This window comes from Acidimicrobiales bacterium (genome assembly GCA_035547835.1).
Taxonomy (GTDB): Bacteria; Actinomycetota; Acidimicrobiia; order Acidimicrobiales; family Iamiaceae; genus DASZTW01.
This window is the reverse complement of the sequence record DASZTW010000020.1, coordinates 1-24,048: the sequence shown is the minus strand read 5'-3', so window position 1 is coordinate 24,048 and position 24,048 is coordinate 1. Positions and strand designations below refer to the sequence as shown.

General features: G+C 70.5%; 24 protein-coding genes. 13 read left to right on the top strand and 11 right to left on the bottom strand.

Features of this window, described 5'->3' with window-relative positions; all coding sequences use genetic code 11:
- The first annotated feature begins 122 nt into the window (after nt 1-122).
- Entirely contained in the window at nt 123-1,523 is a 1,401-nt protein-coding gene (locus VHA73_16215) for an aldehyde dehydrogenase family protein (GenBank protein ID HVX19568.1), read from the top strand.
- Between the two features lie 124 nt (nt 1,524-1,647).
- Here the strand turns inward: VHA73_16215 and VHA73_16210 are convergent, their stop codons facing one another.
- Both VHA73_16210 and VHA73_16205 read right to left on the bottom strand, forming a co-directional pair.
- Complete coding sequence (locus tag VHA73_16210) at nt 1,648-2,649, bottom strand: alpha/beta hydrolase (protein ID HVX19567.1); 1,002 nt, start codon at nt 2,647-2,649, stop codon at nt 1,648-1,650.
- Nucleotides 2,646-3,425, bottom strand: coding sequence for an enoyl-CoA hydratase-related protein (locus VHA73_16205; protein ID HVX19566.1), 780 nt, complete (start codon nt 3,423-3,425; stop codon nt 2,646-2,648). Before VHA73_16205 ends, VHA73_16210 begins: the two co-directional genes overlap by 4 nt.
- A gap of 146 nt (nt 3,426-3,571) precedes the next feature.
- Between VHA73_16205 and VHA73_16200 the strand changes: the two genes are divergently transcribed.
- Nucleotides 3,572-4,396: a methyltransferase domain-containing protein gene (locus VHA73_16200; GenBank protein ID HVX19565.1), complete on the top strand. Its 825-nt coding sequence runs from the start codon at nt 3,572-3,574 to the stop codon at nt 4,394-4,396.
- A 285-nt stretch (nt 4,397-4,681) separates the two neighbouring features.
- On the opposite strand, the gene VHA73_16195 is transcribed toward VHA73_16200, so the two are convergent.
- The 5 genes from VHA73_16195 to folP all read right to left on the bottom strand — a co-directional run bounded on the left by VHA73_16195 (nt 4,682) and on the right by folP (nt 10,184).
- Nucleotides 4,682-5,929 (bottom strand): alpha/beta fold hydrolase, encoded by a 1,248-nt coding sequence (locus VHA73_16195; GenBank protein HVX19564.1) that lies wholly within the window; start codon nt 5,927-5,929, stop codon nt 4,682-4,684.
- Between the two features lie 129 nt (nt 5,930-6,058).
- On the bottom strand, nt 6,059-7,750 hold the full coding sequence (locus tag VHA73_16190; protein ID HVX19563.1) for a DUF885 domain-containing protein: 1,692 nt from the start codon (nt 7,748-7,750) through the stop codon (nt 6,059-6,061).
- Between the two features lie 119 nt (nt 7,751-7,869).
- A complete protein-coding gene (locus VHA73_16185; protein HVX19562.1) occupies nt 7,870-8,463 on the bottom strand; it encodes a TetR/AcrR family transcriptional regulator in 594 nt (197 codons plus the stop codon).
- A 435-nt stretch (nt 8,464-8,898) separates the two neighbouring features.
- The gene (locus VHA73_16180) at nt 8,899-9,189 is read right to left on the bottom strand and encodes a hypothetical protein (protein HVX19561.1); all 291 of its coding nucleotides are present in this window, start codon (nt 9,187-9,189) and stop codon (nt 8,899-8,901) included.
- A complete protein-coding gene (folP, locus tag VHA73_16175) occupies nt 9,186-10,184 on the bottom strand; it encodes a dihydropteroate synthase (protein ID HVX19560.1) in 999 nt (332 codons plus the stop codon). The genes VHA73_16180 and folP overlap by 4 nt, the downstream gene beginning before the upstream one ends.
- Before the next feature lie 49 nt (nt 10,185-10,233).
- Between folP and VHA73_16170 the strand changes: the two genes are divergently transcribed.
- Nucleotides 10,234-11,013: an enoyl-CoA hydratase-related protein gene (locus tag VHA73_16170; protein ID HVX19559.1), complete on the top strand. Its 780-nt coding sequence runs from the start codon at nt 10,234-10,236 to the stop codon at nt 11,011-11,013.
- A gap of 3 nt (nt 11,014-11,016) precedes the next feature.
- On the opposite strand, the gene VHA73_16165 is transcribed toward VHA73_16170, so the two are convergent.
- A complete protein-coding gene (locus VHA73_16165) occupies nt 11,017-11,283 on the bottom strand; it encodes a DUF2277 domain-containing protein (protein ID HVX19558.1) in 267 nt (88 codons plus the stop codon).
- A gap of 54 nt (nt 11,284-11,337) precedes the next feature.
- Here VHA73_16165 and VHA73_16160 point away from each other — a divergent pair, with 54 nt between their 5' ends.
- On the top strand, nt 11,338-12,084 hold the full coding sequence (locus tag VHA73_16160; protein HVX19557.1) for an enoyl-CoA hydratase-related protein: 747 nt from the start codon (nt 11,338-11,340) through the stop codon (nt 12,082-12,084).
- Nucleotides 12,085-12,102: 18 nt separating this feature from the next.
- On the opposite strand, the gene VHA73_16155 is transcribed toward VHA73_16160, so the two are convergent.
- Nucleotides 12,103-13,068 (bottom strand): class E sortase, encoded by a 966-nt coding sequence (locus tag VHA73_16155; protein ID HVX19556.1) that lies wholly within the window; start codon nt 13,066-13,068, stop codon nt 12,103-12,105.
- 156 nt (nt 13,069-13,224) lie between these two features.
- Here VHA73_16155 and ccmA point away from each other — a divergent pair, with 156 nt between their 5' ends.
- From ccmA to VHA73_16110, 9 genes are read left to right on the top strand one after another with little or no spacing between them, the layout of a single operon-like run.
- Complete coding sequence (gene ccmA / locus VHA73_16150) at nt 13,225-13,959, top strand: heme ABC exporter ATP-binding protein CcmA (GenBank protein ID HVX19555.1); 735 nt, start codon at nt 13,225-13,227, stop codon at nt 13,957-13,959.
- Complete coding sequence (locus tag VHA73_16145) at nt 13,949-14,632, top strand: heme exporter protein CcmB (GenBank protein ID HVX19554.1); 684 nt, start codon at nt 13,949-13,951, stop codon at nt 14,630-14,632. The genes ccmA and VHA73_16145 overlap by 11 nt, the downstream gene beginning before the upstream one ends.
- Nucleotides 14,629-15,441, top strand: a complete 813-nt coding sequence (gene ccsA, locus VHA73_16140) for a cytochrome c biogenesis protein CcsA (protein HVX19553.1) — start codon at nt 14,629-14,631, stop codon at nt 15,439-15,441. The genes VHA73_16145 and ccsA overlap by 4 nt, the downstream gene beginning before the upstream one ends.
- Complete coding sequence (locus VHA73_16135) at nt 15,438-15,719, top strand: hypothetical protein (GenBank protein HVX19552.1); 282 nt, start codon at nt 15,438-15,440, stop codon at nt 15,717-15,719. The genes ccsA and VHA73_16135 overlap by 4 nt, the downstream gene beginning before the upstream one ends.
- Nucleotides 15,716-16,294, top strand: coding sequence for a cytochrome c maturation protein CcmE (locus VHA73_16130; protein ID HVX19551.1), 579 nt, complete (start codon nt 15,716-15,718; stop codon nt 16,292-16,294). Before VHA73_16135 ends, VHA73_16130 begins: the two co-directional genes overlap by 4 nt.
- Nucleotides 16,291-18,294, top strand: coding sequence for a heme lyase CcmF/NrfE family subunit (locus VHA73_16125; GenBank protein ID HVX19550.1), 2,004 nt, complete (start codon nt 16,291-16,293; stop codon nt 18,292-18,294). Before VHA73_16130 ends, VHA73_16125 begins: the two co-directional genes overlap by 4 nt.
- Nucleotides 18,291-18,899 (top strand): redoxin domain-containing protein, encoded by a 609-nt coding sequence (locus tag VHA73_16120; protein ID HVX19549.1) that lies wholly within the window; start codon nt 18,291-18,293, stop codon nt 18,897-18,899. The genes VHA73_16125 and VHA73_16120 overlap by 4 nt, the downstream gene beginning before the upstream one ends.
- The gene (locus tag VHA73_16115) at nt 18,896-19,429 is read left to right on the top strand and encodes a cytochrome c-type biogenesis protein CcmH (GenBank protein HVX19548.1); all 534 of its coding nucleotides are present in this window, start codon (nt 18,896-18,898) and stop codon (nt 19,427-19,429) included. Before VHA73_16120 ends, VHA73_16115 begins: the two co-directional genes overlap by 4 nt.
- Entirely contained in the window at nt 19,426-20,292 is an 867-nt protein-coding gene (locus VHA73_16110; protein ID HVX19547.1) for a hypothetical protein, read from the top strand. Before VHA73_16115 ends, VHA73_16110 begins: the two co-directional genes overlap by 4 nt.
- Before the next feature lie 1,564 nt (nt 20,293-21,856).
- Here the strand turns inward: VHA73_16110 and VHA73_16105 are convergent.
- On the bottom strand, nt 21,857-22,768 hold the full coding sequence (locus tag VHA73_16105; protein HVX19546.1) for an RHS repeat-associated core domain-containing protein: 912 nt from the start codon (nt 22,766-22,768) through the stop codon (nt 21,857-21,859).
- Nucleotides 22,769-23,519: 751 nt separating this feature from the next.
- The coding region (locus tag VHA73_16100) for an RHS repeat-associated core domain-containing protein (protein HVX19545.1) at nt 23,520-24,048 on the bottom strand (529 nt) is incomplete at its 5' end.

Genomic DNA, 24,048 nt, shown 5'->3' with positions numbered 1-24,048 from the left:
CCGCCGTCCGCACCGTAGCGCCACCACCTGAGGTGGCCCCCGCCCGTGGCCCGTGCGAAAGTGGGGCAGGAAACGAACGGGCCGGACCGGCTCCGTTCGGCGAACCAAGGGGGATGCCCGCCGTGACCGAGTACACCATGACCATCGCGGGCCAAGCTGCGCCCACCGAGGCCACGTTCGACGTGATCGACCCGTCGGTCGGCGAGTCGTTCGGCACGGCGCCCGATTGCACGCCCGCGCAGCTCGACGCCGCGTTCGAGTCTGCTGCCAAGGCGCACCAGGACTGGAAGCGCGACGAGCAGGTCCGCCGCGACGCGCTGAACGCCGCCGCTGGCGCGCTCATGCAGCACATGGCCGACATCGGCGCCGTGCTGAGCCAGGAGCAGGGCAAGCCGCTGAACGAGGCCACGATGGAAGTGATGGGCGCCTCGATCTGGCTCCAGTACTACGCCAACCTCGAGGTCGAGCCGGAGGTGCTGCGCGACGACGACAACGCCCGCGTCGAGGTCATCCGCCGCCCGCTCGGTGTTGTGGCGGGCATCACGCCGTGGAACTTCCCGCTGATCCTGGCGTCGTGGAAGATCGCTCCCGCGCTGCGGGCGGGCAACACGATGGTGCTGAAGCCGTCGCCGTTCACGCCGCTCGCCACACTGGCGCTCGGCGAGGCGCTGCGGGGCGTGCTGCCCGACGGCGTGCTCAACGTGGTCAGCGGCAAGGACCCGCTCGGCGCGTCGATGACCAGCCACCCGGTGCCGCGCAAGATCTCCTTCACCGGCTCGGTGGCCACCGGCAAGAAGGTGGCTGCGGCCGCGGCCCCCGACCTCAAGCGGGTCACGCTCGAGCTCGGCGGCAACGACCCGGCGATCCTGCTCGACGACGTCGACGTGGCCGACGTGGCCGAGCGTCTCTTCTGGGGTGCGTTCCAGAACAACGGTCAGGTCTGCTCGGCCATCAAGCGGGTGTACGTGCCCGAGGCCCTGTACGACGATGTGGTCGACGCGCTCGCCGAGAAGGCGCGCAGCGTGAAGGTCGGCAAGGGCACCGAGGAAGGTGTGCAGCTCGGCCCGATCAACAACAAGCCGCAGTTCGACCGGGTCAGCGAGCTGGTCGACGACGCGCTGTCGTCGGGCGTCACAGCGGTCACCGGCGGCAAGCCTGGCGATGCCGGCTACTTCTACGAGCCGACGATCCTGGCCGGCGCGACCGACGGTGTGCGCATCGTCGACGAGGAGCAGTTCGGCCCGGTCCTGCCGATCGTGTCGTACCGCAACATCGACGAGGCGCTCGAGCGGGCCAACGCCACCCACTACGGCCTGTCGGGGTCGGTGTGGGGCACCGACGCCGACCGGGCCGCCCAGTACGCTGCGCAGCTCGAGTGCGGCACGGCGTGGGTCAACACCCACCTCGCGCTCGCTCCCGACCAGCCCTTCGGTGGCGCCAAGTGGAGCGGCATCGGCGTCGAGAACGGCACGTGGGGCCTGGCCTCGTTCAGCGAGCCCCAGGTGCTGCACCGGGCCAAGTAGCCCGAGCTCCGCTCCACCTGTCGAACGACGAACGACCCCGGTGCGCGAGCGCCGGGGTCGTTCGCGTGCAGTGGTCGAGGCCCACGGCCGTGGGGCGGTGCGGCGTCCGGCTGGCCGCCGTCACTCAGGTGGCCGTGGTGGCCGTGGTGGCCGTGGTGCACCACGCCAGCAGGCGATCCCACAAGCGCGCCCTCGTGTTCGCCATGTTGTGGCAGTGCGCGCTGCCGGGCAGCACGAAGAGGGTCACGTCGGGGCTCGCCGTGAAGAAGGTCGGCTCGGCGTGGGGCGCGGGCGAGATGTCGACTTCGCCGTAGGCAAGGAAGACCGGTACGTCGATGGTCGACGCCTGGTCGCGAGCGATGCCGGGGATCGAGGCCGACAGGCCGGCGCGGCGCACGACTGCCGTGAGGGTGGTGGCGTCGTCGGCGGCGATCACGTCCGCGGGCACGTCGGTTGCGTGGAACCAGTCGTGCATGGGCGTGCGGTCGCCGACCAGGTAGCGGTCGCCGTCGCCGAGCGATGCGATGAGCTGGTCGGCCAGCGCGGCACGGCCTTCCGCGGTCGCGGCGGCCTCGACCATCTCGTCGGGGATGCCGAGCTGGACGACCTGGTGGTTGGTGGTGCCGAGGATGGCGACGGCGTCGTAGCTGCGGTGGGCGGCCTGTTGGTACATGGCCACGTAGCCGCCCAACGAGTGCCCGATCCCCACGAATGGCCCGGCGCGACCGACGAGGTCAGGCAGTTGGTCGACCGCACTCGCCACGGCCGCGCCTTGGTCGGACAAGTCGACTTCGCGGTCGGGCTGGCTGCTGTCGCCGGTGCCCAACATGTCGAACGCGGCCACCGGGAAGCCGCGCTCGGCCGCGTGCCGGGCGAAGCTGTAGCCCGTTCGGCCCGGCACCTCGAGGTCGTAGTACCGGTGGTTGTAAGTGCCGCCGGGCAGGCAGACGAGCACCGGGCGGTCCCGCTCGGCGGCCGGGCTCGTCGCCGGGAACCACGTGCCGGCCAAGTGCTCGGCCTCGCCGGAGGGTGTGGCGCGCCCGAGGTCGACCCGCAACGGGCGCGACGGTGACTGGTTCGAGGCGCCGGCGCCCGCGCTGGCGGCGTCGCCCGCGCTGGTGGTCACCGGCCTTCGTAGACGGGGTCGCGCTTCTCGCTGAACGCGGCCACGCCCTCGGCGAAGTCCTTGGAGCGCATCAGGGACATGAACTCGGCGAGCACGTGGTGCGCGTTGGCGTCGAACGACGAGTCGAGCCCGAGGCGCATCGTGCGCTTGGCGGCACGCAGGGCGAGCGGTGCCTGGCTGGCGAGCTCCTTGGCCCACTTGTCGACGGTCGTCTCGAACTCGTCGTGCCGCACGACAGCGTTGGCGAGGCCGAGTCGTTCGAGCTCGTGCGCGTCGAGCTTGCGGCCGAGGAACGTGACCTCACAGGCCTTTTGCCAGCCGATGAGGCGCGGCAGCAGCCAGGTGCCGCCGCTCTCGGGGATCACGCCGCGACGGATCGGCGGCGCGAAGACCGCCGTGTCGGATGCCACCACCAGGTCGCAGCCGAGCGCCAGGTCCATCCCGTAGCCGGCGGCTGCACCGTTGAGGGCGCACAGCACCGGGGTGTCGAGGCGGCGCAGCACGAAGGGTGGGGTGTCGTCGATCCGCAGCGTGACGTCGCCGCCGAGGTTGCCGAGCCCGCCCTGCGACGCGACGTCCTGCAGGTCGAGACCCGAGCAGAACCCTCGGCCGGCGCCCGTGAGCACGATGACGCGCACGTCGCGGCTGGCATCGGCCTCCACGAACATCCGCGACAGGGCGGCGAGCATCGGGCCGCTGATCGCGTTGAGTCGGTCGGGTCGGTTGAGGGTGATCGTGGCGACGTGGTCGTCGACGCTCATCAGCACATCGGACATCGGGACTCCTGTTGCGGTCGTGCCCCCGCCGGCCGGGGCCCGGGGCCTGATCACGGGATCGTGGCACGTGGCGGGCGAGCTCTGGAGAAGGTCTCATATATTGATATCAATGTCTCGTAAATCAGGACTTACGTTAAGGTCAGCGCATGAACCCATCCGGAGAGCCCACACCGGCGGGCACGTACACGCACGGCCACCACGAGTCCGTGCTGCGCTCCCACCGCCAGCGAACGGCCGCCAACTCCGCGGCCTACCTGCTCGCCGACCTCCGGCCGGGGCAGTCGCTGCTCGATGTGGGTTGCGGGCCCGGCACGATCACGGTCGACCTCGCCCGCATCGTCGCACCTGGGCGGGTCACCGCCCTCGAGGCCACCGAGGCGGCCCTCGACCTCGCCCGCGCCCACGCCGCCGATCTGGGGTGCGACAACGTCGACTTCGCGGTCGGCGACGTCCACGCGCTCGACTTCGCCGACGCCACCTTCGACGTCGTCCACGCGCACCAGGTGCTGCAGCACGTCGCCGACCCGGCCCGGGCGTTGCGGGAGATGCGACGGGTGTGCCGGCCGGGCGGGGTGGTGGCCGCCCGCGACAGCGACTACGCCGCGTTCGCCTGGTTCCCGGAGGTCCCCGAGCTCGACGAGTGGTTGGACCTCTACGAGCGTGCGGCCCGCGCCAACGGCGGCGAGCCCGACGCAGGCCGCCGCCTGCTGTCGTGGGCCCACCAGGCGGGGTTCCGCGACGTGCGCGCCACGTCGAGCACGTGGTGTTGGGCCACTCCCGAGGACCGTGCCTGGTGGGGTGGCATGTGGGCCGCGCGGATCACGGAGTCGGCCATCGCCGACCAGCTCGTGGCGGCCGGGTGGGCGGCGGCCGCCGACCTCGAGCGGATTGCCGACGGCTGGCGCCGGTGGGCCGTCGACCCCGACGCCTGGTTCTCGATCCTCCACGGCGAGATCCGCGCCCATCCCTGAGAAACCACCCTGCTGTGAGCGCTGGGCCACCCACGAGGTGGTTGGGTGCTCACGGCTCGGGATGGTGCTGCGGTGGCCTGTTCTGTTGTGAGCGCTGGGCCACCCACGAGGTGGTTGGGTGCTCACGGCTCGGAATGGTGCTGCGGTGGCCTGTTCTGTTGTGAGCGCTGGGCCACCTACGAGGTGGTTGGGTGCTCACGGCTCGGGATGGTGCTGCGGTGGCCTGTTCTGCTGTGAGCGCTGGGCCACCCACGAGGTGGTTGGGTGCTCACAGCAGGGGATTGTTTACGCGGCGGGGTCGAGCCAAGTGGGTGGGGCGAAGCCGCGGTCGCGCATGAACCTCGCCATGCGGCGCAGGTACGACGCCTGGTTCACGTGCAGCACGTGGTTGCCCGGGAACCAGTGGAACTTGCAGCGGTCCCAGTGCTCCCACAGCAGCTCGGCCTGTTCGGGCGGGGCGAGACGGTCGCCGAGCCCGCAGATGACGAATCGGCGGTCCTTGGCGATCGCGGCCGGGTAGTTGAGCGGGGAATGGAACGCCATGCCGGCGCGGACGTCGTCGTCGGACATGCCGACCACGCGGCTGGCGGCGCCGAGCAGCGTGCCGGCGGGCTTCCAGTCGGCCATGACGGTGGCCATGTCGGTGACCGGGACGTTGGGGACGGCTACCGCCAGCCGCGGCTCGACCGCGGCCAACAAGGCGGTGGTGTAGCCGCCCAGCGAGATGCCGGTGACCCCCACCTGCTCGACGCCGGTGGACTCGAGGTGGTCGATGAACAGCCGGAGGTCGTGCATGGCGTGTGCCATTGCTTCGGACAGCACCCCGAGGCCGTGCGAGAAGTACCCCGCGCCACTGAAGGGCGAGGTGCGCTCCTGGCGAGCGCCGTGGAACGGCAGCGTGAACAGCAAGACGTCCCACCCGGCCCGGAAGAACCACGGCAGCGAGAAGAACGCGCCGTTCAACAGGTACGGCGACCCCATGAAGCCGTGGATCACGAGGAGCGTCGGGCGGGGCCCGTCGTCGTGGCGCCAGTGTTGGGCGTGGGCGATGCGGTTGCGCCGGAAGCTCGCGTACTCGCTGCGCAGTTCGGGGTTCACCGCAACGAACGGGCTCTCGAACGTGAGCCGCTCGACGACGCCGTCGGGGAAGCGGAAGTGCAACCGCCCCGCCCCGGCCCGCCGCACGTCAGGCCGGGCTGTCGGCCGGGGGAACGAGCGCTCGGGGTCGTGGTGGGTCGCCAGGTCGGCGTAGAACCCGAGCCGCTCGCGCTCGCGGCGCACTCGGCGAGGGTTGGTCGTCAGTGGCACGATCGACGCGGTCACCATCGACGCGGCCGCGGTGCGCAAGCCGATGTCGGCCACGGCCGAGCCGGCGACCAGCGCGCGGGCCGCCAGAGGGAGGTCGCGCCGCCGCGGCAGCCCCGCGCTGCCGGCGTCCGCCCCCGTCGCGATCCGTGCGAGGACGGCACCGGCTTCCGTTCTGGCCACAGGGGAGGGACCGGCGGCGGTGTGGTTGGCGCGCTCACGTGGCATGGCGAGGTGTTCTAGTGGCTCCGGCAGGCGCGGGCGCGCTTCACCGCCCGAGCGGCCCGGTGTCGGAGCGGCCCGGTGTCCGGCGGCCAGGCCGGTGTGAGGCCGGCCCGGTGACGCGCCGGCCCCGGGTCACGCCGCGTGTGACCGCACCCAACCGTCGACCAGGTCGCCGAGGATCGGCAGGCTGACCGCACCGGATCCGAGCACGGTGTCGTGGAACCCCTTGATGTCGAAGCGGTCGCCGAGTTGCTGCTGTGCGAGCCCCCGCAGCCGGAAGAACTCGCGCTGGCCGAGCTTGTACGACAAGGCCTGGCCCGGCATGGCGATGTAGCGGTCGACCTCGACGGTGAGCTCCTCGATCGACACCGGGGTGTACTTCGCCATGAAGTCGATGGCTTGTTGGCGGGTCCATCCGAGCGCGTGGAGGCCGGTGTCGACCACCAGCCGGCAAGCCCGCCAGGAGTCGGCGGCGAGCATGCCGATGCGGTCGAGGTCGGTGAGGTACAGGCCCATCTCGTCGGCCAGGCGTTCGGCGTACAGGCCCCAGCCCTCGACGTACGCGGTGTTCGACAACGACTGGCGCTGGAACGTGGGCACGTCGTCGAGCTCGTTGGCGATGGCGATCTGGAGGTGGTGGCCGGGGATCGCCTCGTGGTACGCCACCGACGCGGCTTCGTAGCGGTTCTTCTGGGTCGGCTCCCACGTGTTCACGAAGTACGTGCCCGGCCGGCTCCCGTCGGCCGCGGGCGGGAAGTAGTACGCGCTCGGCGAGTCGGGGGCCAGGAAGTCGGGCACCGGCTCGATGTTGCACGGCGCCTGTGGCAGGCGCCCGAACCAGTCGGCCATCGCTGCCCGGGCCCGGTCGATGCCGTCGTGCGCGTCGGCCACGATCTCCTCGGCGGAGCCGTAGCGCAGGGAGTCGTCGCCTTGCAGGTGGCGGAACACGTCTGCGAGCTCGGTCACCCCGAACAGCCGGCCGCCGACCTCGGCGTACTCGCGGGGGAGCAGCTCGGTGGCTTCTTGCAGGCCGATGTCGTGGATCTCCTGCGGCGAGAGGTCGAGGGTCGTGTGGTGGCGCACGAGCGTGGCGTACACGGATTCGCCGTCGCTGCCGAGGTGGCACAGCCCGGCGTGCTCGTCGTCGCGGGCCGAGGGCTCGAGCCGTTCGGCCAACGTGGCGCGGTGGACACCGAACGCGGGGCGGACCACGTCGCGGGCCAGTTCGGCGAGGGCGTCGCGCCACGCCGGGTCGCCGTCCCACGACGCGGGCCCCGGGATCTTCGTGAACGGGTCGTCATCGAGTGGCGAGGCGAGGTAGCCGTCGAGGACGTTGAGCGTGCGCTCCAGGCAGATGCGTGCCGGCGTGCGGCCCGCGGCGAGACCCGCGGTGTAGCGGTCGGCGGCCTGCTGGAGCATGGCCGGGACCTGCCGGTACCGCTCGACGAGCCGCCACGCGTGGTCGGGCTCGGGGGCGTTGAGCACCGGCACGGTTTGCAGCAGCTCGACCGCCACGCCCTGCATCTGGTCGTAGCGGAACTCGATGAGCCGCTGGTCGATCCCCTCGATGCCGTCGCGGGTCTCGGCAAGCAGCAGCCCGCGGGTGACCTGCTCGCTCTGGCTGAGGTGTGCGGGGTCGATGCGCTCGACCCGGTCGTGCAGCGATTCCCAGTGCTCGCGGAGCTGTTGCTCATAGGTGGCGGACAGGTCCTCGATGCGGTCGTCGTAGCGGTGGTCGCCGACGAACGTCGCGAACGTCGGGCTCGCCTTGAGCAGTCGCTCCCAGTACTCCTCGGCGATGGCGCGCAGGTCGTGGTCGGTCATGGGGGATCCTCCGGCGGCGGCTGCGCCCATCCTGCCCGACGCGGAGCCCCAACCGCCCAGCCACCTCGGCGTGCACCTCGGCGGGCTCCACCGCGGGCTCAGCTGGGGCGCGTGATGTGTCAGCCGGCCTGCACGCCGCGAAGCCCCGCCCAGGCCAGTTCGGCCATGCGTCGGGCGAGCGTGGCGACGTCGAGGTCGTCGGCGAGGTCGCCCGCCACCCAGTGGCGACTGGTGGCCTCGGCGATGCCGACGACGCCGTGGGCGAGCAGCCGCCGTTCGCTCTGCGCCAGTCCCGGCACGTCGATCAGCTCGGCGAGCAGTGCGGCGATGGCGGCTTCGACCCGGCGGGCGGTCTCGGCGAACTCGTCGTCGTGGCGGGTGCCCGACCCGAACAGGAGCTGGAACGACTCGCGCTCCGATTCGACGAACGCGAAGTACGCGCCGAAGCCGAGCTCCACCTGCTCCCGGGGGCCACCCGCCTGCGCAGTGGCCTTGGCGATCTGCTCCTCGAGTCGGTGACCGACGTCGGCCAGCAGCTGCGCGTACAGCTCCCGCTTGGACGCGAAATGTTGGTACAGGACCGGTTTGGTGACGCCCGCCGCGTAGGCCACCTGGTTCATCGAGGTGGCGTGGAAGCCCCTGCGGGCGAACACGTCGAGCGCGACGTCCATCAGCTGGCGGCGGCGTTGCTCGGCTGGCAGTCGGATCGACACAGGCGCTCCAGAGGTCGGTCCCAAAGTTACCGGCCGGTCACCGCGGTCCGGGAGACCCTGCTCGCCGGACGTCGACGCGGTGAGCGTTACGGCCGATGCAGAGGCCGTGTTGTGTACCGACGACCGACCGTTGGCAGGTCGGTTCGCGCCGATGCGACCCGTCTGGCCGGAATGCGCCCGCGGGTGGCGCCGAAATCGTCGCCTACCTGGGAGGGAGCCGCCACACCGGCGGCGAATCGACGGGCGTGGCAGGCCCCCGATCTGTTCCCGCGACCCCCACGCGGCGTCCCCCGCAGCCGTTCCGGCCCTTGCCGGCCAAGCGGCTCGGCGTGAGCTTGCTGCAGGTCAAGGCGCGTCGTCGACGCTTCCGGCCGAGCTTGCCGCCGACTTCCGGCGAGCGAGGCGGCTGGTAGGCCGACCGGGTCGCCCGCTCGCTCACCGCGCCTTCGGCCCGCGGGCTTCTCGTGCCGCTCGTTCCTCGCGCTCTTCCCGCTCGGCGGCGCGCACGCCGTAGCCGAACACGATGGCGGGCGCGAGCACGATCGAGCTCACCACCAGGGCCACCACGATCGCGGTGACGAGCCAGCTCGTGAACCCCGCGAAGTAGCCGACGACGAACGCCACCACTGCCGCGAGCAGCACCGAGTAGCCCAGCCGCTTGCCGGTCTGCACGAGCTTGGCGATCCGGGCCCGCTTGGCGAGGATCGGGTCGGTGGGTGCCGTCACGGTGCCACCTCTGCAGCCGGACCGGTCGAGGCGGCCGTGGGCCGGCCCGGGGTCGAGCCGGGGTGGGTCCGGCGCCGGAGGTGCTCGGCCAACATGAGGTCGGGGTCGACTTCGGTGCGGCCCTCGAGCGCGGCGAGCACCGTGAGGAAGTCGACGGCCTCGGCGACGTCGTGGAGCCGGTAGATCATCCCCGGTCCGGTGCCCGCATGGGCGACGGCGGCGAGCGTGCCAGCGAGGCGGTCCTGGGGCGGGCGGTTGGTCAGCGCGCCCACGAAGTCCTTGCGCGACAAGGCGAGCAGCACCGGGAGACCGATGGCTTCGACGTCGGCGAGCTCGCGGAGCAGCACGACCGACTGCTGCGGGGTCTTGGTGAAGTCGATGCCGGGATCCACGATCAGCGACTCGTCGGCCATGCCCCGTTGCCGGGCGACGTCGAGCCGCCCGCGCAGCAGGGCCACCACGTCGGCGGTGACGTCGCCGCCGTACAAGTCCCGGTCCTGGAGCCGTTGCTTGGGGCGCGCCCGGGTGTGCATTACCACCAGCGCGGCGCCGCGCTCGGCGCAGATCGCGGCGACCTCGGGGTACAGCAGCGCGCTGACGTCGTTGATGATCGACGCGCCGGCCCCGATCGACGCGGACGCCACTTCGGGTCGGTACGTGTCGACAGAGATCACCGCGTCGGGTCGGCGCCGGTGGACTTCCCGGACCAGCGGGATGACCCGGCGCAGCTCCTCGGCCACTTCGATCTCGGGCACCTTGGTTATGCCGGACTGGCCGCCGATGTCGAGCAGGTCGGCGCCGTCGTCGAGCAGCCGCTCCGCCAGGTCGGCCTGTTGCTGCACGCCTTCGTGGTCGCCGCCGTCGGAGAACGAGTCGGGGCTGGCGTTCACGATGCCCATGATCAACGGCCGGCTGGTGTCGAGCCGCACGCCGCACGCCACCAATGGCGGGCCCGTCGGTGTTGCCGTGGCGGAGGTGCGGGGCTCGCGAGGCACGCCGCGACGATAGGGCGGCCTCGGAGGGTGAGCGGTACGGTCCCAGCTCATGGCGTACGAGGAAGTCCTCTACGAGACGTCGGATGGGGTGGCTCGCATCACGGTGAACCGTCCCGAGAAGCGCAACTCGCTGTCGTGGACGGTCATGGCGGAGCTGAGCGACGCGTTCGGGGCGGCCGCCGCCGATCCCGACGTGCGGGTGGTGGTGCTGACCGGCGCGGGTGACCGGGCGTTCTGTGCCGGCGCCGACCTCGGCGGGATGGCCGCAGGGGCGAGCTACGCCGACCTGCACGACGCCCGCGGGCAGCTCCCGCGCCTGTTCCGCCAGATGTGGGAGCTGGGCAAGCCGATCGTGGCCAGGGTGTTCGGTTACTGCCTGGCCGGGGGCTTCGGACTGGCGCTGGCCTGCGACTTCATCGTGGCCTCCGACGACGCCACGTTCGGCACGCCGGAGATCGACATCGGCCTGTGGCCGTACATGATCACCGTGCCGATGCGGCACTCGATGCCGCCGAAGAAGGCGCTCGAGCTGATGATGACCGGTCGCCGGGTCGACGCGGCCGAAGCCGAGCGGATCGGGTTCGTCAACCGGGTCGTACCGGTGGGCGAGCTCGACGCCGCGGTCGACGAGCTCGTCGCGGCGCTCGCCGCCAAGCCGCCCGTCGCCATGAAGCTCGGCCGCGACTCCTTCTACGGCACGTGGGACCAGGCGGCAGACGAGGCGCTCCCGCTGCTCCACGCCTTGCTCACGGTCACGGCTTCCACCGAGGAAGCGGCCGAGGGCCTGGCCGCGTTCGCCGAAAAGCGCCCCCCGGCCTGGCGGGTGTGAGGTTCAGCGGGCGGCGAGGCGGGCCCGCACCTCGGGTCGGCGCAGCGGCGGCACGGTCTTCGGGGGTTGCTTGCGGGGCGGCAGCTCTGCGAGCAGGGCGAGGGTCGTGGCGGTGACCTCGGCGACGGCGCGCTCGAACACGTCCTCGGTGGCGGGCGACGTCTTTTGCACCCCGCTCACCTTGCGGACGTACTGACGGGCTGCGGCCTCGACTTCGGCGACCGTGGCGGCGGGGACCAGGCCCCGGAGAGTGGTGATGTTGCGGCACATGCCCCCAGTGTCGCCGGTCGGGGCTCGAGCGCGCGGCGCGTATCGTCGGCGGCCATGGCCGTGCACGTGGAACCCAGTGGCGACGGCGACGCGATCCGCGTCGTCACTCTCGATCGACCGGAGCGCCGCAACGCCCTCGACCACGCCACGTTGGAGGCGCTGCTCGGCGCGCTCGGCGACCTGCCGGCGGCCACCCGGGCGGTCGTGCTCACCGGCGCCGGCGGGTTCTTCTGCGCGGGAGCCGACCTCACCACCGTCGAGGACGAGGGGTTCGTGGCGCTGCTCCGGTCGGTGTTGCAGGCCATGCGCAGCGTGCCGGTGCCGGTGCTCGCGGCGATCGAAGGCCCGGCGTTGGGTGCCGGCACGCAGCTCGCCCTGGCCGCCGACCTCCGGGTCGCCACGGCCGACGTGTCGTTCGGGATCCCCGCCGCAAAGTTGGGCCTCACCGTCGACCAGTGGACGGTCGACCAGCTCGTGGTCGCGGCAGGCGACGGGCCGGCGCGGGGGCTCCTGCTCGGGGTCGAGGTGCTGCGGGGGAGCGACCTCCACCGCACCGGCTTCGTCCACCGCCTGGTCGAGCCCGGCTCAGCCCTCGACGCGGCCTTGGCATGGGCCACGGAGCTGGCGGACCTGGCGCCGCTCACGCTGGCCGCCCACAAGCTCATGTTGGCCGCGTCGACCGGTGTGGTCGGCGCGGCCGAAGCGGCGGCCGCCCGCGACCGGGCCTGGGCGAGCGCCGACCTCCAAGAAGGCCTCGCCGCGTTCCAGGCCCGCCGTCGCCCTGACTTCACCGGCCGCTGACGCGACCGGGACCGGGCGTCAGAAGTTCGACGGCAGCAACGTGGACACTTGGCCGAAGAAGGCCCACAAGGCCAGCAGGAACACCGGCACCCCGGCCACATACGGCGCCCACCGGCGCCAGCCCAGCGCGAAGCGCCGGTCGAGCTCGCGTGACGCGGCCCACGTGACCGCCCAGATCGCGGCGCAGAGCAGGCCCCATCGGATCATCGGCAGGTACTGACCCCAGCCGATGTCGATGTGGAACCGCATGGCCTGCCCTTGGTGTTGCCCGGCGAGCGGTTGCACGGGTGGCCCGACCAGCTTGGCCTGCACGATGATCCGCTTGGCTGCCGAGTACCGGGGATGGCAGGCCGTGAGCGTCAGGCGGTTGTCGCCGAAGTCGTCGAGCACCTGCACGTCGGTGGGCGCCACGATCAGCGGGTCGCCCATCACCTTGTAGTAGAAGGTGCCCTGCACGGTCTCGACGACGATGTCGTCGCCGGCCTCGAGCTGGTCGATGTCGGCGAAGGGCGCGCCGTACGTGGTGCGGTGGCCGGCGATGCCGGCGTTGCCCCGCTGGCCCGGGAGCGGCGTGCTCGGGTAGTGGCCCGGCCCTCGGCGCAGCTCGGCATCGCTGACACCCTCGACCATGGTCTTGTCGACGTGGATCTTCGGGATCTTGATCACGCCGATCGGGTCGCCGATCTTGGGCGCCGGACCGTTCGACGCGGCGGGCTTGCCGTTCGGCAGGTTGAGCGTGGAGTTGTCGGTGTCCGGCGTGGTGGTGCCGGTGGTCGGCGTGGTGGTCGACGATGCGCCCACCGACTGGCGCAGCTGCTCGTAGCGGTGCTCCAGCGTCTTTTGCGCGCTGGCCTCGTTGAGGTTGGTGCCCCACAGCTCGTAGCCCACGAACAGGAGCAGCAGGACGCCGATGGCGATGAGGGCACGCCCGAGGACGAGCGCAACGTGTGCCACGACGGGGCCCAATCGCCTTGGTTCGGACATCAGCCGCTCATCATGCACCCTGGCCGCCACCCGATCGGATCACGACGCCTGCGTCGGCGGCCGACCTGGGTGGGGCGCCGGCCGCGGGAGCGGCGGTTTCGGCCTTGCGTGCATTGGTCCGCCCAGGGGGGTCGTCAGTAGCGTGGTGGCGTCCCCATGGAGCACGTCATCCACTTCCGTCAGGCGGTCTCCCTGTTGGGTCGGTTCCCTGCGCTGGCCGGCGTCGACCTCGACGTCGCCCACGGCGAGATCGTCCTCGTACAAGGCGCCAACGGCGCGGGGAAGACGACCCTGCTCCGGAGCTGCGCGGGCCTGCTGCCGATCGTGTCCGGCGAGGCGTCGGTCCTCGGCCACGACTTGCGCGTCGACCGCCGCGGAGTGCGGCACCGGGTGGGGATGTTGGGTCACGCCACGGGTTTGTACGACGACCTCACCGTGGCCGACAACGTGCGCTTCTGGGCTCGCGCCGTGCGTGCCCGCGACGTCGACGCGGGGGCGGCCATGGAGCGTCTCGGGTTGAGCGGTCGCCTCGCGGGCGTGCTGGTCGGTCGCCTGTCGGCGGGCCAACGGCGCCGCACCGCGCTCGCGTGCCTGGTGGCGCGCCGTCCCGAGCTGTGGCTGCTCGACGAGCCGCACGCCGGTCTCGACGCGGCCGGTCGCGACACCATCGACGAGATCGTCCGGGCTGCGGCGGCGGCCGGCGCCACCGTGTTGGTGGCATCGCACGAGCTCGAGCGCGCCGGCGGGCTGGCCGATCGGCGCATCGTGTTGAGCGGCGGGATGGTGGTCCACGACGAAGCGGTCGAGGCGGCGCCGGCGTCGGCGCCGGCAGCGCCCGCTGACGCCGAGGCCGAGGCCGAGGTCGCACCGGCGGTGACCTGTGCTTCGTGACCGACCGCTGCACGACGCGGTGTTGGTGGCGGGCAAGGACTTGCGGCTCGAGTGGCGGTCGCGCGTGGGGCTCGGGCAGATGGCGCCGTTCGCGCTGCTGATCTTGTTGCTGTTCGCGTTCGCGCTCGACGACCAGCGCGGCGTGCTGCAACGCGCGACGCCCGGCCTGTTTTGGATCATCGTGCTGTTGACCTCGCTGCTCGCGGTGCAGCGGTCGTTCGGCGCCGAGGCAGCCGACGGCGCCCGCGACGCACTGCGCCTCTCGCTGCTCGACCCGGCGGGGATCTTCCTCGGCAAGGTGGCCGGGGTGGCGGCCCAGCTGCTGGCGATCGAGGCGCTGCTGTTCGCCGGCGTGGCCATCTTGTACAGCACCGACCTGGCCGGTGGTCTGCTGCTCACGGCCACCTGCCTGGTCGCGACCTTGGGGATCGCAGCGGCCGGTACATTGTATGGCGCACTCGTCGCTGGGGTGCGGGGCCGCGAGACCCTGCTCCCGTTGCTGTTGCTCCCCGTCGTGGCGCCGGTCCTGATCGGCGCCACCCAGGCTTTCGAGGCCGCGCTGGGCACCAGCTCCACCAGCGGTTGGGCCTGGCTCGGGCTGTTGGGCGTCTTCGCCTTGGTGTACGTGGCGTTTGGCATTCTCGCTTTCGGATCGGTCTTGGAGGAATCGTGAACGCGCTCGGTACCGGCTCCCGCGGGAGCCGGATCCTCGGTGCTCTGACGTTGGTGAGCATGGTGTTCCTGGCCGTGATGGCGCTGGTCGTCACCCCGGCCGACGAGAACCAGGGCGACGCGGCCCGGTTGCTGTACCTGCACGTCGGCTCCGCGCTCACCGCCTTCCTCGCGTTCGGTGTCACCGCGCTCGGGTCGATCCTGTACCTGTGGCGCAAGACGGAGTTCTGGGACCTGCTGGCGGGCGCGTCGGCCGAGGTCGGCGTGGTGCTCACCGGCCTGTGCCTGATCTCGGGCTCGTTGTGGGGCCGGCCGGTCTGGGGCGTGTACTGGACCTGGGACGCCCGCCTCACCAGCACGGCCCTGATGTTCGTGCTGTTCTGCGGCTACCTCGCGCTGCGCAAGGTGCTGCTCGGCTCGCCGTCGCGGGCGAAGTGGAGCGCCGTGGCGGGTCTGATCGCCGCGGTCAACCTGCCGATCGTGCACTACTCGACCGTGTGGTGGAACTCGCTGCACCAGGGGCCCACCATCACCCGCCTCGACCCGCAGATCGAGGGGTCGATGCTGTTCACGCTGATGTTCTCGATGTTCGCGTTCACCTTGGCGTACGGCTGGCTGCTGCTGCACCGCTTCCGCGTCCAATACCTCGAAGTGCGGGCCGAAGACCTCGGGCTCGACGTGGCGCTGGCCGAACGGCGTGCCGAGGCCGAACTTCCGCCGACGAGCGGAGGGGTCGGGGGCGGCACGGGCGACGGGGTGGGTGGCCCTGCGCCGGGTGGCAAGGCGCCGGTGGCGGAGGTGGCCCGATGACGGTGCTCGCTGTGCTCGTGGCCGCGGCCGACGATGTGCCGCAGGACCCGTGGCCGTTCGTGATCGTCGGCTACGTGATCATGGGTCTCGGCCTGATCGCGGTGGCGGTCCAGACCGTGGTGCGCGGTCGCCGCCTCGCCCGCCGCGTGCCTGCGGGTCAGCGGCGCTGGCTCGAGGTGCGCGCCGCTGAGGTCGCTCGGCGAGATGCCGCGCCGGCCCCCGCCGCGGCGACCGGCGCGCCGCCCGCCGACGCCCCCGAAGCGACCGGCGCCAAGTGACCGGGCACGACCCGGGCGCGCCCACCGAGGACCCCGGCAGCGGCGAGGGCGTCGACGCAGAGCTCGAAGGCGGCCTCGGCCGCCCGGTCGCAACCGCCGACACGCTCGAGCTGAGCCCTCGTTCGGGCCCGACGTCGCCCGCCGCCAACCGCCGCCGCCACCGCCGTCGCCTCATGGTGGGTGGGGTGCTGGTGGTGCTGGTGGCCGCCGCCGCCTTCCTCATCACCCAGCTCGGCTCGGCGACCACCTACTTCTACAACGCCGACCAGGCGGTGGCGAAGAAGGCCAGCCTGGGCGCGCGCACCTTCCGGATCCAGGGCACCGTCGTCGCCAAGCCGGTGAAGGTCAGCGAGCAGGATGGCGAACGGCTCACGTTCGACATCGCGTTCAACGGCGTGCGGGTGCCGTGCAACTACTTCGGCGGTGAGCCGTCGTCGCTGTTCAAGGCCGGTGAGCCGGTGGTGCTCGTGGGCCACTTCGACGGTGACACGTTCCGGGCGCACCAGATCCTCGTGAAGCACGACGCCACGTACAAGGCGAAGCATCCCGACCGGGTCAGCTCGGACGCACCGTGAACGCCTCGCTCGGCACCCTCGGTGTCGTCATCGCGTTCGTGGGCAGCGTCCTCGGCGTCGTCACCCTCGTGTGGGCGCTGCTGAAGCGTCGTGACGACGTGTTGGCGACCAGCCCCTGGTTCGCCGGGGTGGTGCTGGTGGGCGGCGTGGTGGCGGTGGCCGCCATGCAGCGGGCGCTGATCACCCGCGACTTCACGGTGAAGTACGTGGCCGACAACGGGTCCTCGCGCACGCCGCGGTTGTTCAACATCGCCACCATGTGGAGCGCGCTCGAGGGCTCGATCCTGCTGTGGGGTCTCGTGCTGGGAGGCTTCATCGCCGCGGTGGTGTGGAAGTTCCGCAAGCGCCTCACCGACCCGCTGTTCGGCTGGGCGATGGTCACCATGTTGGTGGTCGCGGCGTTCTTCTTCGGCCTCATGATGGGCCCGGCCAACCCGTTCCGCCGCTACAACCCCGGGCCCGGGTTCGATGGTCCCGGCCCGAACCCGCTGCTGCAGAACAACCTGCTGGTCGCGTACCACCCGCCGATGCTGTACCTCGGCTTCGTCGGCTTCACCGTGCCGTTCGCGTTCGCCATCGCCGCGCTGATCACCGGCCGCGTCGGCGAAGGCTGGCTGCTCGAGACCCGCCGGTGGACGCTGCTGGCGTGGGCGTTCCTCACCGCCGGCATCATCCTCGGGGCCTGGTGGAGCTACGAGGTGCTCGGCTGGGGCGGCTACTGGGCGTGGGACCCGGTCGAGAACGCGTCGTTCCTGCCGTGGATCACCGGGACCGCGTACCTCCACTCGGTCATGGTGCAAGAGCGTCGCGGCATGTTGCGGGTCTGGAACTTGTCGCTGGTGTGCGCCACGTTCTCGCTCACGATCCTGGGCACGTTCCTCACCCGATCGGGCGTGCTCGACTCGGTCCACGCGTTCTCCGACTCCACGCTGGGGCCGCTGCTGCTCGGGTTCTTCGCGGTGGTCGTGCTGGTCAGCGTGACCCTCATCGGGTGGCGCGGCGATCGCTTGCGCTCGCCCGGCCGCATCGACTCGCCGGTGTCGCGCGAAGGCGCGTTCTTGATCAACAACCTGCTCTTCGCCGCGTTCGCGTTCGTGGTGCTGTTGGGCACGGTGTTCCCGCTGATCGTCGAAGCGCTCCGCAACAACCGCATCAGCGTCGGCTCCCCGTACTTCGACCGCCTCTCGATGCCGATCGCGATCGCGCTGCTGTTCATGATGGCCGTGGCGCCGGTGCTGCCGTGGCGCAAGGCGTCGATGGAGACCTTGCGCACCCGCTTGATCATCCCGGGGTGGTGTGGCGCGGCCGCGATCTTCATCGCCGAAGTCGCGGGCGCGCGGGGCCTCGGTCAGCTCGTGGCGTTCGGGCTCGGCGGGTTTGCGGCGGGCGCGGCGGGCCGACAACTCGTGCTCGCGACGCGCCGCAACGGTTGGCGTGGCCTGGTGGGGCGCACCAACGGTGGCATGGTCGTGCACCTCGGGGTCGTGATCTTGGCGGTCGGGATCGCCGCGTCGTCGAGCTACTCGACGCATCAGGAGTTCACGCTCACACCCGGGCAGACCGTGGTGGTCGACGGCCACCGCATCACGTACCACCAGACCCGCACCGTCGCCGAGAAAGCGCGCACGTCGGTGATCGCGGCGGTCAGCGTCGACGGCGCCACCAAGCACCCGGCGCTGCGCCAGTTCCCCAACGCCAGCCAGGCGATCGGCAGCCCGTCGGTGCAGTCGAGCTTCACCCAGGACGTGTACCTGGCGTTGCTCGACAGCGACACGTCGACCGGCAAGATCACGTTGCGGGTGATCGTCGAGCCGCTGGTGAGCTGGATCTGGGCGGGCGGAGCGGTGATCTTCGGCGGCTCGCTGCTCGCCGCCTTCCCCGGCCGGCGCCGCCGGCCCACCGCTCCGGTGTCGGAAGGGCTGGGCACCCCGGCTGCGCCGGTCGACGAGCCCGAGGCTGACACCGATCTCGAGCCGGTCCCCACCGGCGCGCCGACATGACGCCCGAGCGGAGCTCCGCGACGCCACCTGGGCCGGCGCGCCGCCGCCCCCGCTGGGCGGCGCTGGCGGCCATCCCGGTCGGCGTGGTGGTGGTCGTGTTGATCGTGGTGCTCGCGGTGTCGAAGCAAGCGGGCGACTCGGCCGACTCCAACTTGGTGGGCAAGGCTGCGCCGGGCCTCACCGGCAAGCTGCTCGACTCGGCCAGCGGCAAGGTGACGTCCACGTCGTTCGACCTGCCTGCGCAGCCGGGCAAGTGGGTGGTGGTGAACTTCTTCGCGTCGTGGTGCGTGCCGTGCCGCGACGAAGCCCCTGAGCTCAAGAAGTGGGCCGAAGCGCACGAGGCGGCCGGCGACGGCGAGCTGGTGCAGATCGTGTACCAGGAGAGCCCGTCGGACAGCGCCCGGTTCTTTCGCGACAACGGCGGGTCGTCGTGGCCGGTGGTGGTGGGCGACACCGGGAACTTGTCGCTCGACTGGGGAGTGGCGAAGGTGCCCGAGACGTTCCTGGTCGACCCGTCGGGCCGGATCGTGCTCAAGGTGATCGCGCCTGTCACGCAGGCCTGGCTCGACCGCCAGATCGCCGAGTTCCAACAGGCGGCCGGATGACCCGAGCGGCCAAGCAGCGGTTCCCGTGGTGGTTGCCGTGGGGCCTGCTGGCGATCGCGGTGGTGGTGCTGCTGGTGATCGGCGCGCAGCCGCGGCATCACCTGTCGCTCGACGAGCGCACCGACCGGGTGGCGCGCACGATCAAGTGCCCGGCCTGCACCGACGAGTCGGTGGCCACGTCCGACGCGCCGGTTTCGCGTGCGGCGCGCAAGCTGATCCGTCAGCAGCTCGCCGCCGGACGGTCGCCCGACCAGATCCGTGCCTACTTCGTGAGCCGTTACGACCGGTCGATCCTGCTGACGCCCAGCCGCTCGGGGTTCGACAGCCTGGTGTGGATCCTGCCGGTGGTGGTGGGACTGCTCGGCGCGGGCGGTCTCGGGCTCGCGTTCTGGCGCTGGCGCCAGCGCGACCCGGCCGCGGTGAGCGACGACGACCGTGCCCTGGTGGCCGCCGCGCTCGCGGCGGACGGAGGGGGTGCGTCGGGTGGGGGCGCGGGTTCGCCGGGCAGCCGCCCGGAGACCGACGCGTGACCCGGCCGGTGTCGAGCCCGACCTCCCGCCCGTCCGGGGGCGCGCCCCGGCCGCGTGCAAAGGCTGGCCGCCTCGATCCCGACGAGTTGGCGCGGCTCGAGGAGGAGCGGGCGTTCCTGCTCGGCAGCTTGGCCGATCTCGAGCGCGAGCGCGAGGTCGGCGATCTCGACGACGACGACTACCGCACCTTGCGCGACGACTACACCGGCCGCGCGGCCGAAGTGCTGCGGGCGATCGACGAGCGCCGCGCGGCGATCGAAGCAAGCCACCGTCCACGTCGACCCGGCCGTGTGATCGCCACCGCCGCGGCGGTCGTCGTGCTGGCGGTGGGCGCCGGCATCTGGGTGGCCCACTCGTCGGGCTCGCGCAAGCCCGGCCAGACGATCAGCGGCAACGCCAACGTGACCGACAGCGCCTCGCCCACTACGGCCGGATCTGGGTCGACGACCGCCACCACCAGCCCGGCCACCAAGTGCATCGGCGAGATCAGCAGCGACGCTCTCGGCGCGCTCAAGTGCTTCCAGACCGTGCTGGCCAAGGCGCCAAACGACCCGGTGGCGCTCACCTACCGGGGCTGGGCGCTCACCCTGGCCGCCGAGTCGGCCACGAACCCGACGCAAGTTGTCGAGCTGCGAAACGCCGCCGAGTCGAGCCTGAAGCGAGCCGTGCAAGTGGCCCCGAAGCTCGGCGACCCCAAGGCGTTCCTGGCGATCCTGTACACCAACGCAGGGGAGTGCGACGACGCCCGCCAGCAGGTTGCCGCGCTCGACGCCCTCGGTCTGCCATCCGACTCGCAGATCATGCAGCTCGTCGACACCCAGCTCCGCCCCCAACTCGCCAACGGCGCCTGCCCACCCGGCTGAGGTTCCCGGGCGGGCACGAGATCGGGTCTGTCGGACACCACTCCGAGGTCACGCCCGTTGGTACTCCTCAGGTAGCGCGTCGAGATGTGAACTCCTCGCGGCGATGATCTGGAACAGTCGCGTCTCGTCTCGAAGCCCATCGGAGACACGTACTTCCGGCGGCTGGTCAGCCCTACGAAGCCGACCGAGCGACCGCCGAAAGTGGTCCGCGCCCCGACGAGCTCGGTCCACGGCTTGACGGCGGCGATGCAGTCGTAGCCCCCGGCGGGCATCGAAACGGGCGGTCAACCACCCGGCGCCCAAGGTCATCGTCGCGTCGTGAGCGGCCGGGGCGCACGCCGCCGTTCTGGCGCCGAATGACCATGACGGCGACGCCGCTGACACCTGCTGGCAGGGCACCCCACCGCAACGAGATCTCGCGTCCGGCCGCCACGACGAGCTCGTACAGCATCCACCGCCAGCCACGTCGCGACACGGCAGACCGACCGGCGACCCCGTTGGAAGGCCATCATTCACACCTACCGTCGATCAGACTTGGCGCGAGCACGACAGGTGCTGACAACCAGGCCGACGGCAGGGATCCAGAGGAAGGCGTTGCAGGCGACTCGGACCCAGGACGGGCCCCAGAGGTTGCCGACGCCAAGCAGGACGAGTCCGATAGCCCAGGACATCCCGTCGGTCCCGGCTATCGACCGCACGGCCCGATTCGTGAACAAGGACGGCGCGGTCCCGAGGAGCAGTGCTGCCGCGAACGGAACAGCCAGGTAGGCGAACGCCGTCGACAACAGCGGCCGATACTCATGTCGCAGCAGGAGGACTACGACCGAAGCAGCTGTCAGGAGGCCAAGGAGGGCCTTCGCCCATGCCGGAACGGCCACGGCATGCCAGATGGCCCGGCGGTGCCGGTCCTCAGTCGGCGGCATCGGTGTCCCGCTCGGGAACGCCCACAATCCAGTACCACACAGCGACGATGATCGCGCCGTACCCCTGTGTGTCGGCGCTTCCAGGAGCGTTGCTGGCCTCCCATGCCTCTCGGAAGCTCTGTCGTAACGTGACGCGTCGCCTGCTCACAGGTGGCGCCCAAAGTAACAGTATGAAGGGGCGTCATTGGAGACGAGCATCGGGATAGCAGTGATCACACGGAGGATCCGCCTGACCCATCTGACACAGCGGTGCTGCGGATCGGGATGAGCGAGGTGAGAACCATTCATTCTGAGTCTCCAAGTGGCAGGAAAACACAATATCGCTTGCGGAGGCGAGGTATAGTGAGGCTGGATTCGGCTTGGATACTCATTACGTCTCGTCGCGTAAGTGCGCGTAAGCGGTTCGTAGCTGGCGGAACCCGATATACGCGCAGAGAACCTCAAAGAGGCATCCCACGACCACAATGGCGATGGCCGGTAAGCCGGTGGTCGTTAGTCCAACGCAGAAGACAATATTTATCACCGTGGTGATCAGTATCGAGGCTTGCAGAGAATGCCTTGCCGCCCACTGGCGGCGGCCCTCAAGTGTGGCAAACGACGGTCGAGATCCCATGCCTATCCGAACCTCTCGCTATGTACGGTTATCGTGGAAGAATTGGCGCGCCCGGCGGCATGCCCGGGTTGTTCGCCTGCGCGGCGCCATAGCCGCACCCAGCCAGACCGCCAGCCAAGCCCCCGAACGGAATGGCCTCAGGTCCGAGCTCCGCGGCAGCGGCTCCACCACCAATGGACCCGAACGGAGCGGCCTTTGCGCATCCGATCACACCCTTCACGATTGCCTTTCCTACGGAGAAGACCGTCCGGAGCGGCCCCCAATTCATCCTGCCAACCGTCGACCCATGTCCGATTCCGCCCATACCTTCACGGCTGCAGCGTATTGATCGTCGGCTCTCCCCTGGGGCGTGTTCGGCACCTGGACGGATGATGTGAAAGCCGCCGTTCATGACTCCCTGGTCGATGATGCGCCTTCTCTGGCGGTCTCGCTCCCGGAGGATCTTGCGTGCGACTTTGCCGATGGCGCCTTGGTGGCCGTGGTTGCAGTTGGTGGTGCCGGTGGCACCGCACGGCATCAGTAGGCCGCCTAGGTCGGTGGCGCCGATGGGGTTTTGGTTGGTGTAGTCGTAGTTGTTGGCGGTGCCGCCGGGGATGGGGTCGATGGTGAGGAATCTGCCGAGCGCGGGGTCGTAGGGTCGGGCGCCCATCTCGATGGTGGGTCGGAGGCCGGGTTGGTGTTCGACGGGGCGGGTTTTGGTGCCGAGCCAGGCGTAGTCGTAGTCGCCGGGCAGGTTGTCGGCGACACCGGCGAGCGGGTTACCGAACGGGTCATACCGCAGCGTCGGGCTGGTCTTGACACCGGCACTATTGGTGGTGGCGGCGACGTCGCCGTGAACGTTCGGGTAGCTCCACACGTCACCGCTGGCCTGGCGGGTGACGGTCACCCCGCCCGGCAACCCCAACATGCGGGCCGTCACCACCCCGGCGCTGTCCAACACAGCAATGATCGTGGTATGGGCGGTATCGGTGACGATGATCGCGCCATGCCCCTGCGTGTCGGCGCTTCCAGGGGCGTTGCTGGCCTCCCACGCCTCTCGGAAGCTTTCTCGCAACGTGACCCTGTGCCGGCTCACGGTTCGCGGCCCTTGTGGTCGCCCTCCCGCGCCCATTATCACTGAGATGACTGATACTCGCTCGCTCACTCGGCGAGCGTGACGGTGAGTCTTGCATCCGGCATTATTGCCATGCGTACACCCGCCCCAGACGAATAGGAGTCGGCGTGCCCGCCAGCAGCGCGCGTTCATGACGGTCGTATTAGGTACACTCCCGCACCTACGATCGCGAGGAGGACCAGCCGTGCCGGGCTTGACGACCCGTTGATTCGTAGGGCGACCTCAAACGCCGCTGCCACCCAAAAGGCGCGCACAGTCCACCGCCAGGTGCGTTTGTTCATCGCGAGCCGACCCTTGGCCCACATCCTCTTTGGCGGAACGCCGCGGGCTCCCTGTTGCCTGGTCCCGGACGGACCGTCGAGCGGTACGCGTGTCTGCACCCGGTAGATCAAGAATGCCATCGATGTACCACCGATCATCAAGCCAACAATGCCCGCCATCTGATGCCTCCACACAGCCACGTAACATCCGAGCCCAAATATGAACAGGCCGCCAGCGAAGAACCCGGCTAGCACTGCCAGTTCAGGAGAGTCCATATTGTGGAGACGAGCGCGGAGCTCTCGCGCGGAGTGGCGTCTCATTTGATGTGGTTGAACAACAGCTGACCGCCCGACACGAACGCACAACCGAGTATCGCTCCGGCCACGTTGCCAAGGATCGGAACACCCGAGCCGTAGGCTGCTCCAAGGAACCCACCCTCTAGGCAATCACCGGAATAGTTCGCGACTGTCTCCCAGTTGATCTTTGGATCTGGAACTCTCTTGTACTTATTGGCGACAATGTGAGGCGGTTCGGGCACGGGTTCGTATCGGCGGGTTACCGGGTTGCGTCGATACAAGGGGAGCGGCGTACGGCTAACGACGGTTCGGTAGCGTCGCCCGTTAATGACATAGTGCTTGACGTAGGTCGTCGGTGCCGGATTGCTGAAGTAGCCGGCGATGTCCGGCGGTAGCAGCTTTCCGTCGAGGTCGGTGGCGCCGATGGGGTTTTGGTTGGTGTAGTCGTAGTTGTTGGCGGAGCCGCCGGGGACGGGGTCGATGGTGAGGAATCTGCCGAGTTGAGGGTCATACGGTCGGGCGCCCATCTCGATGGTGGGGCGTAGCCCG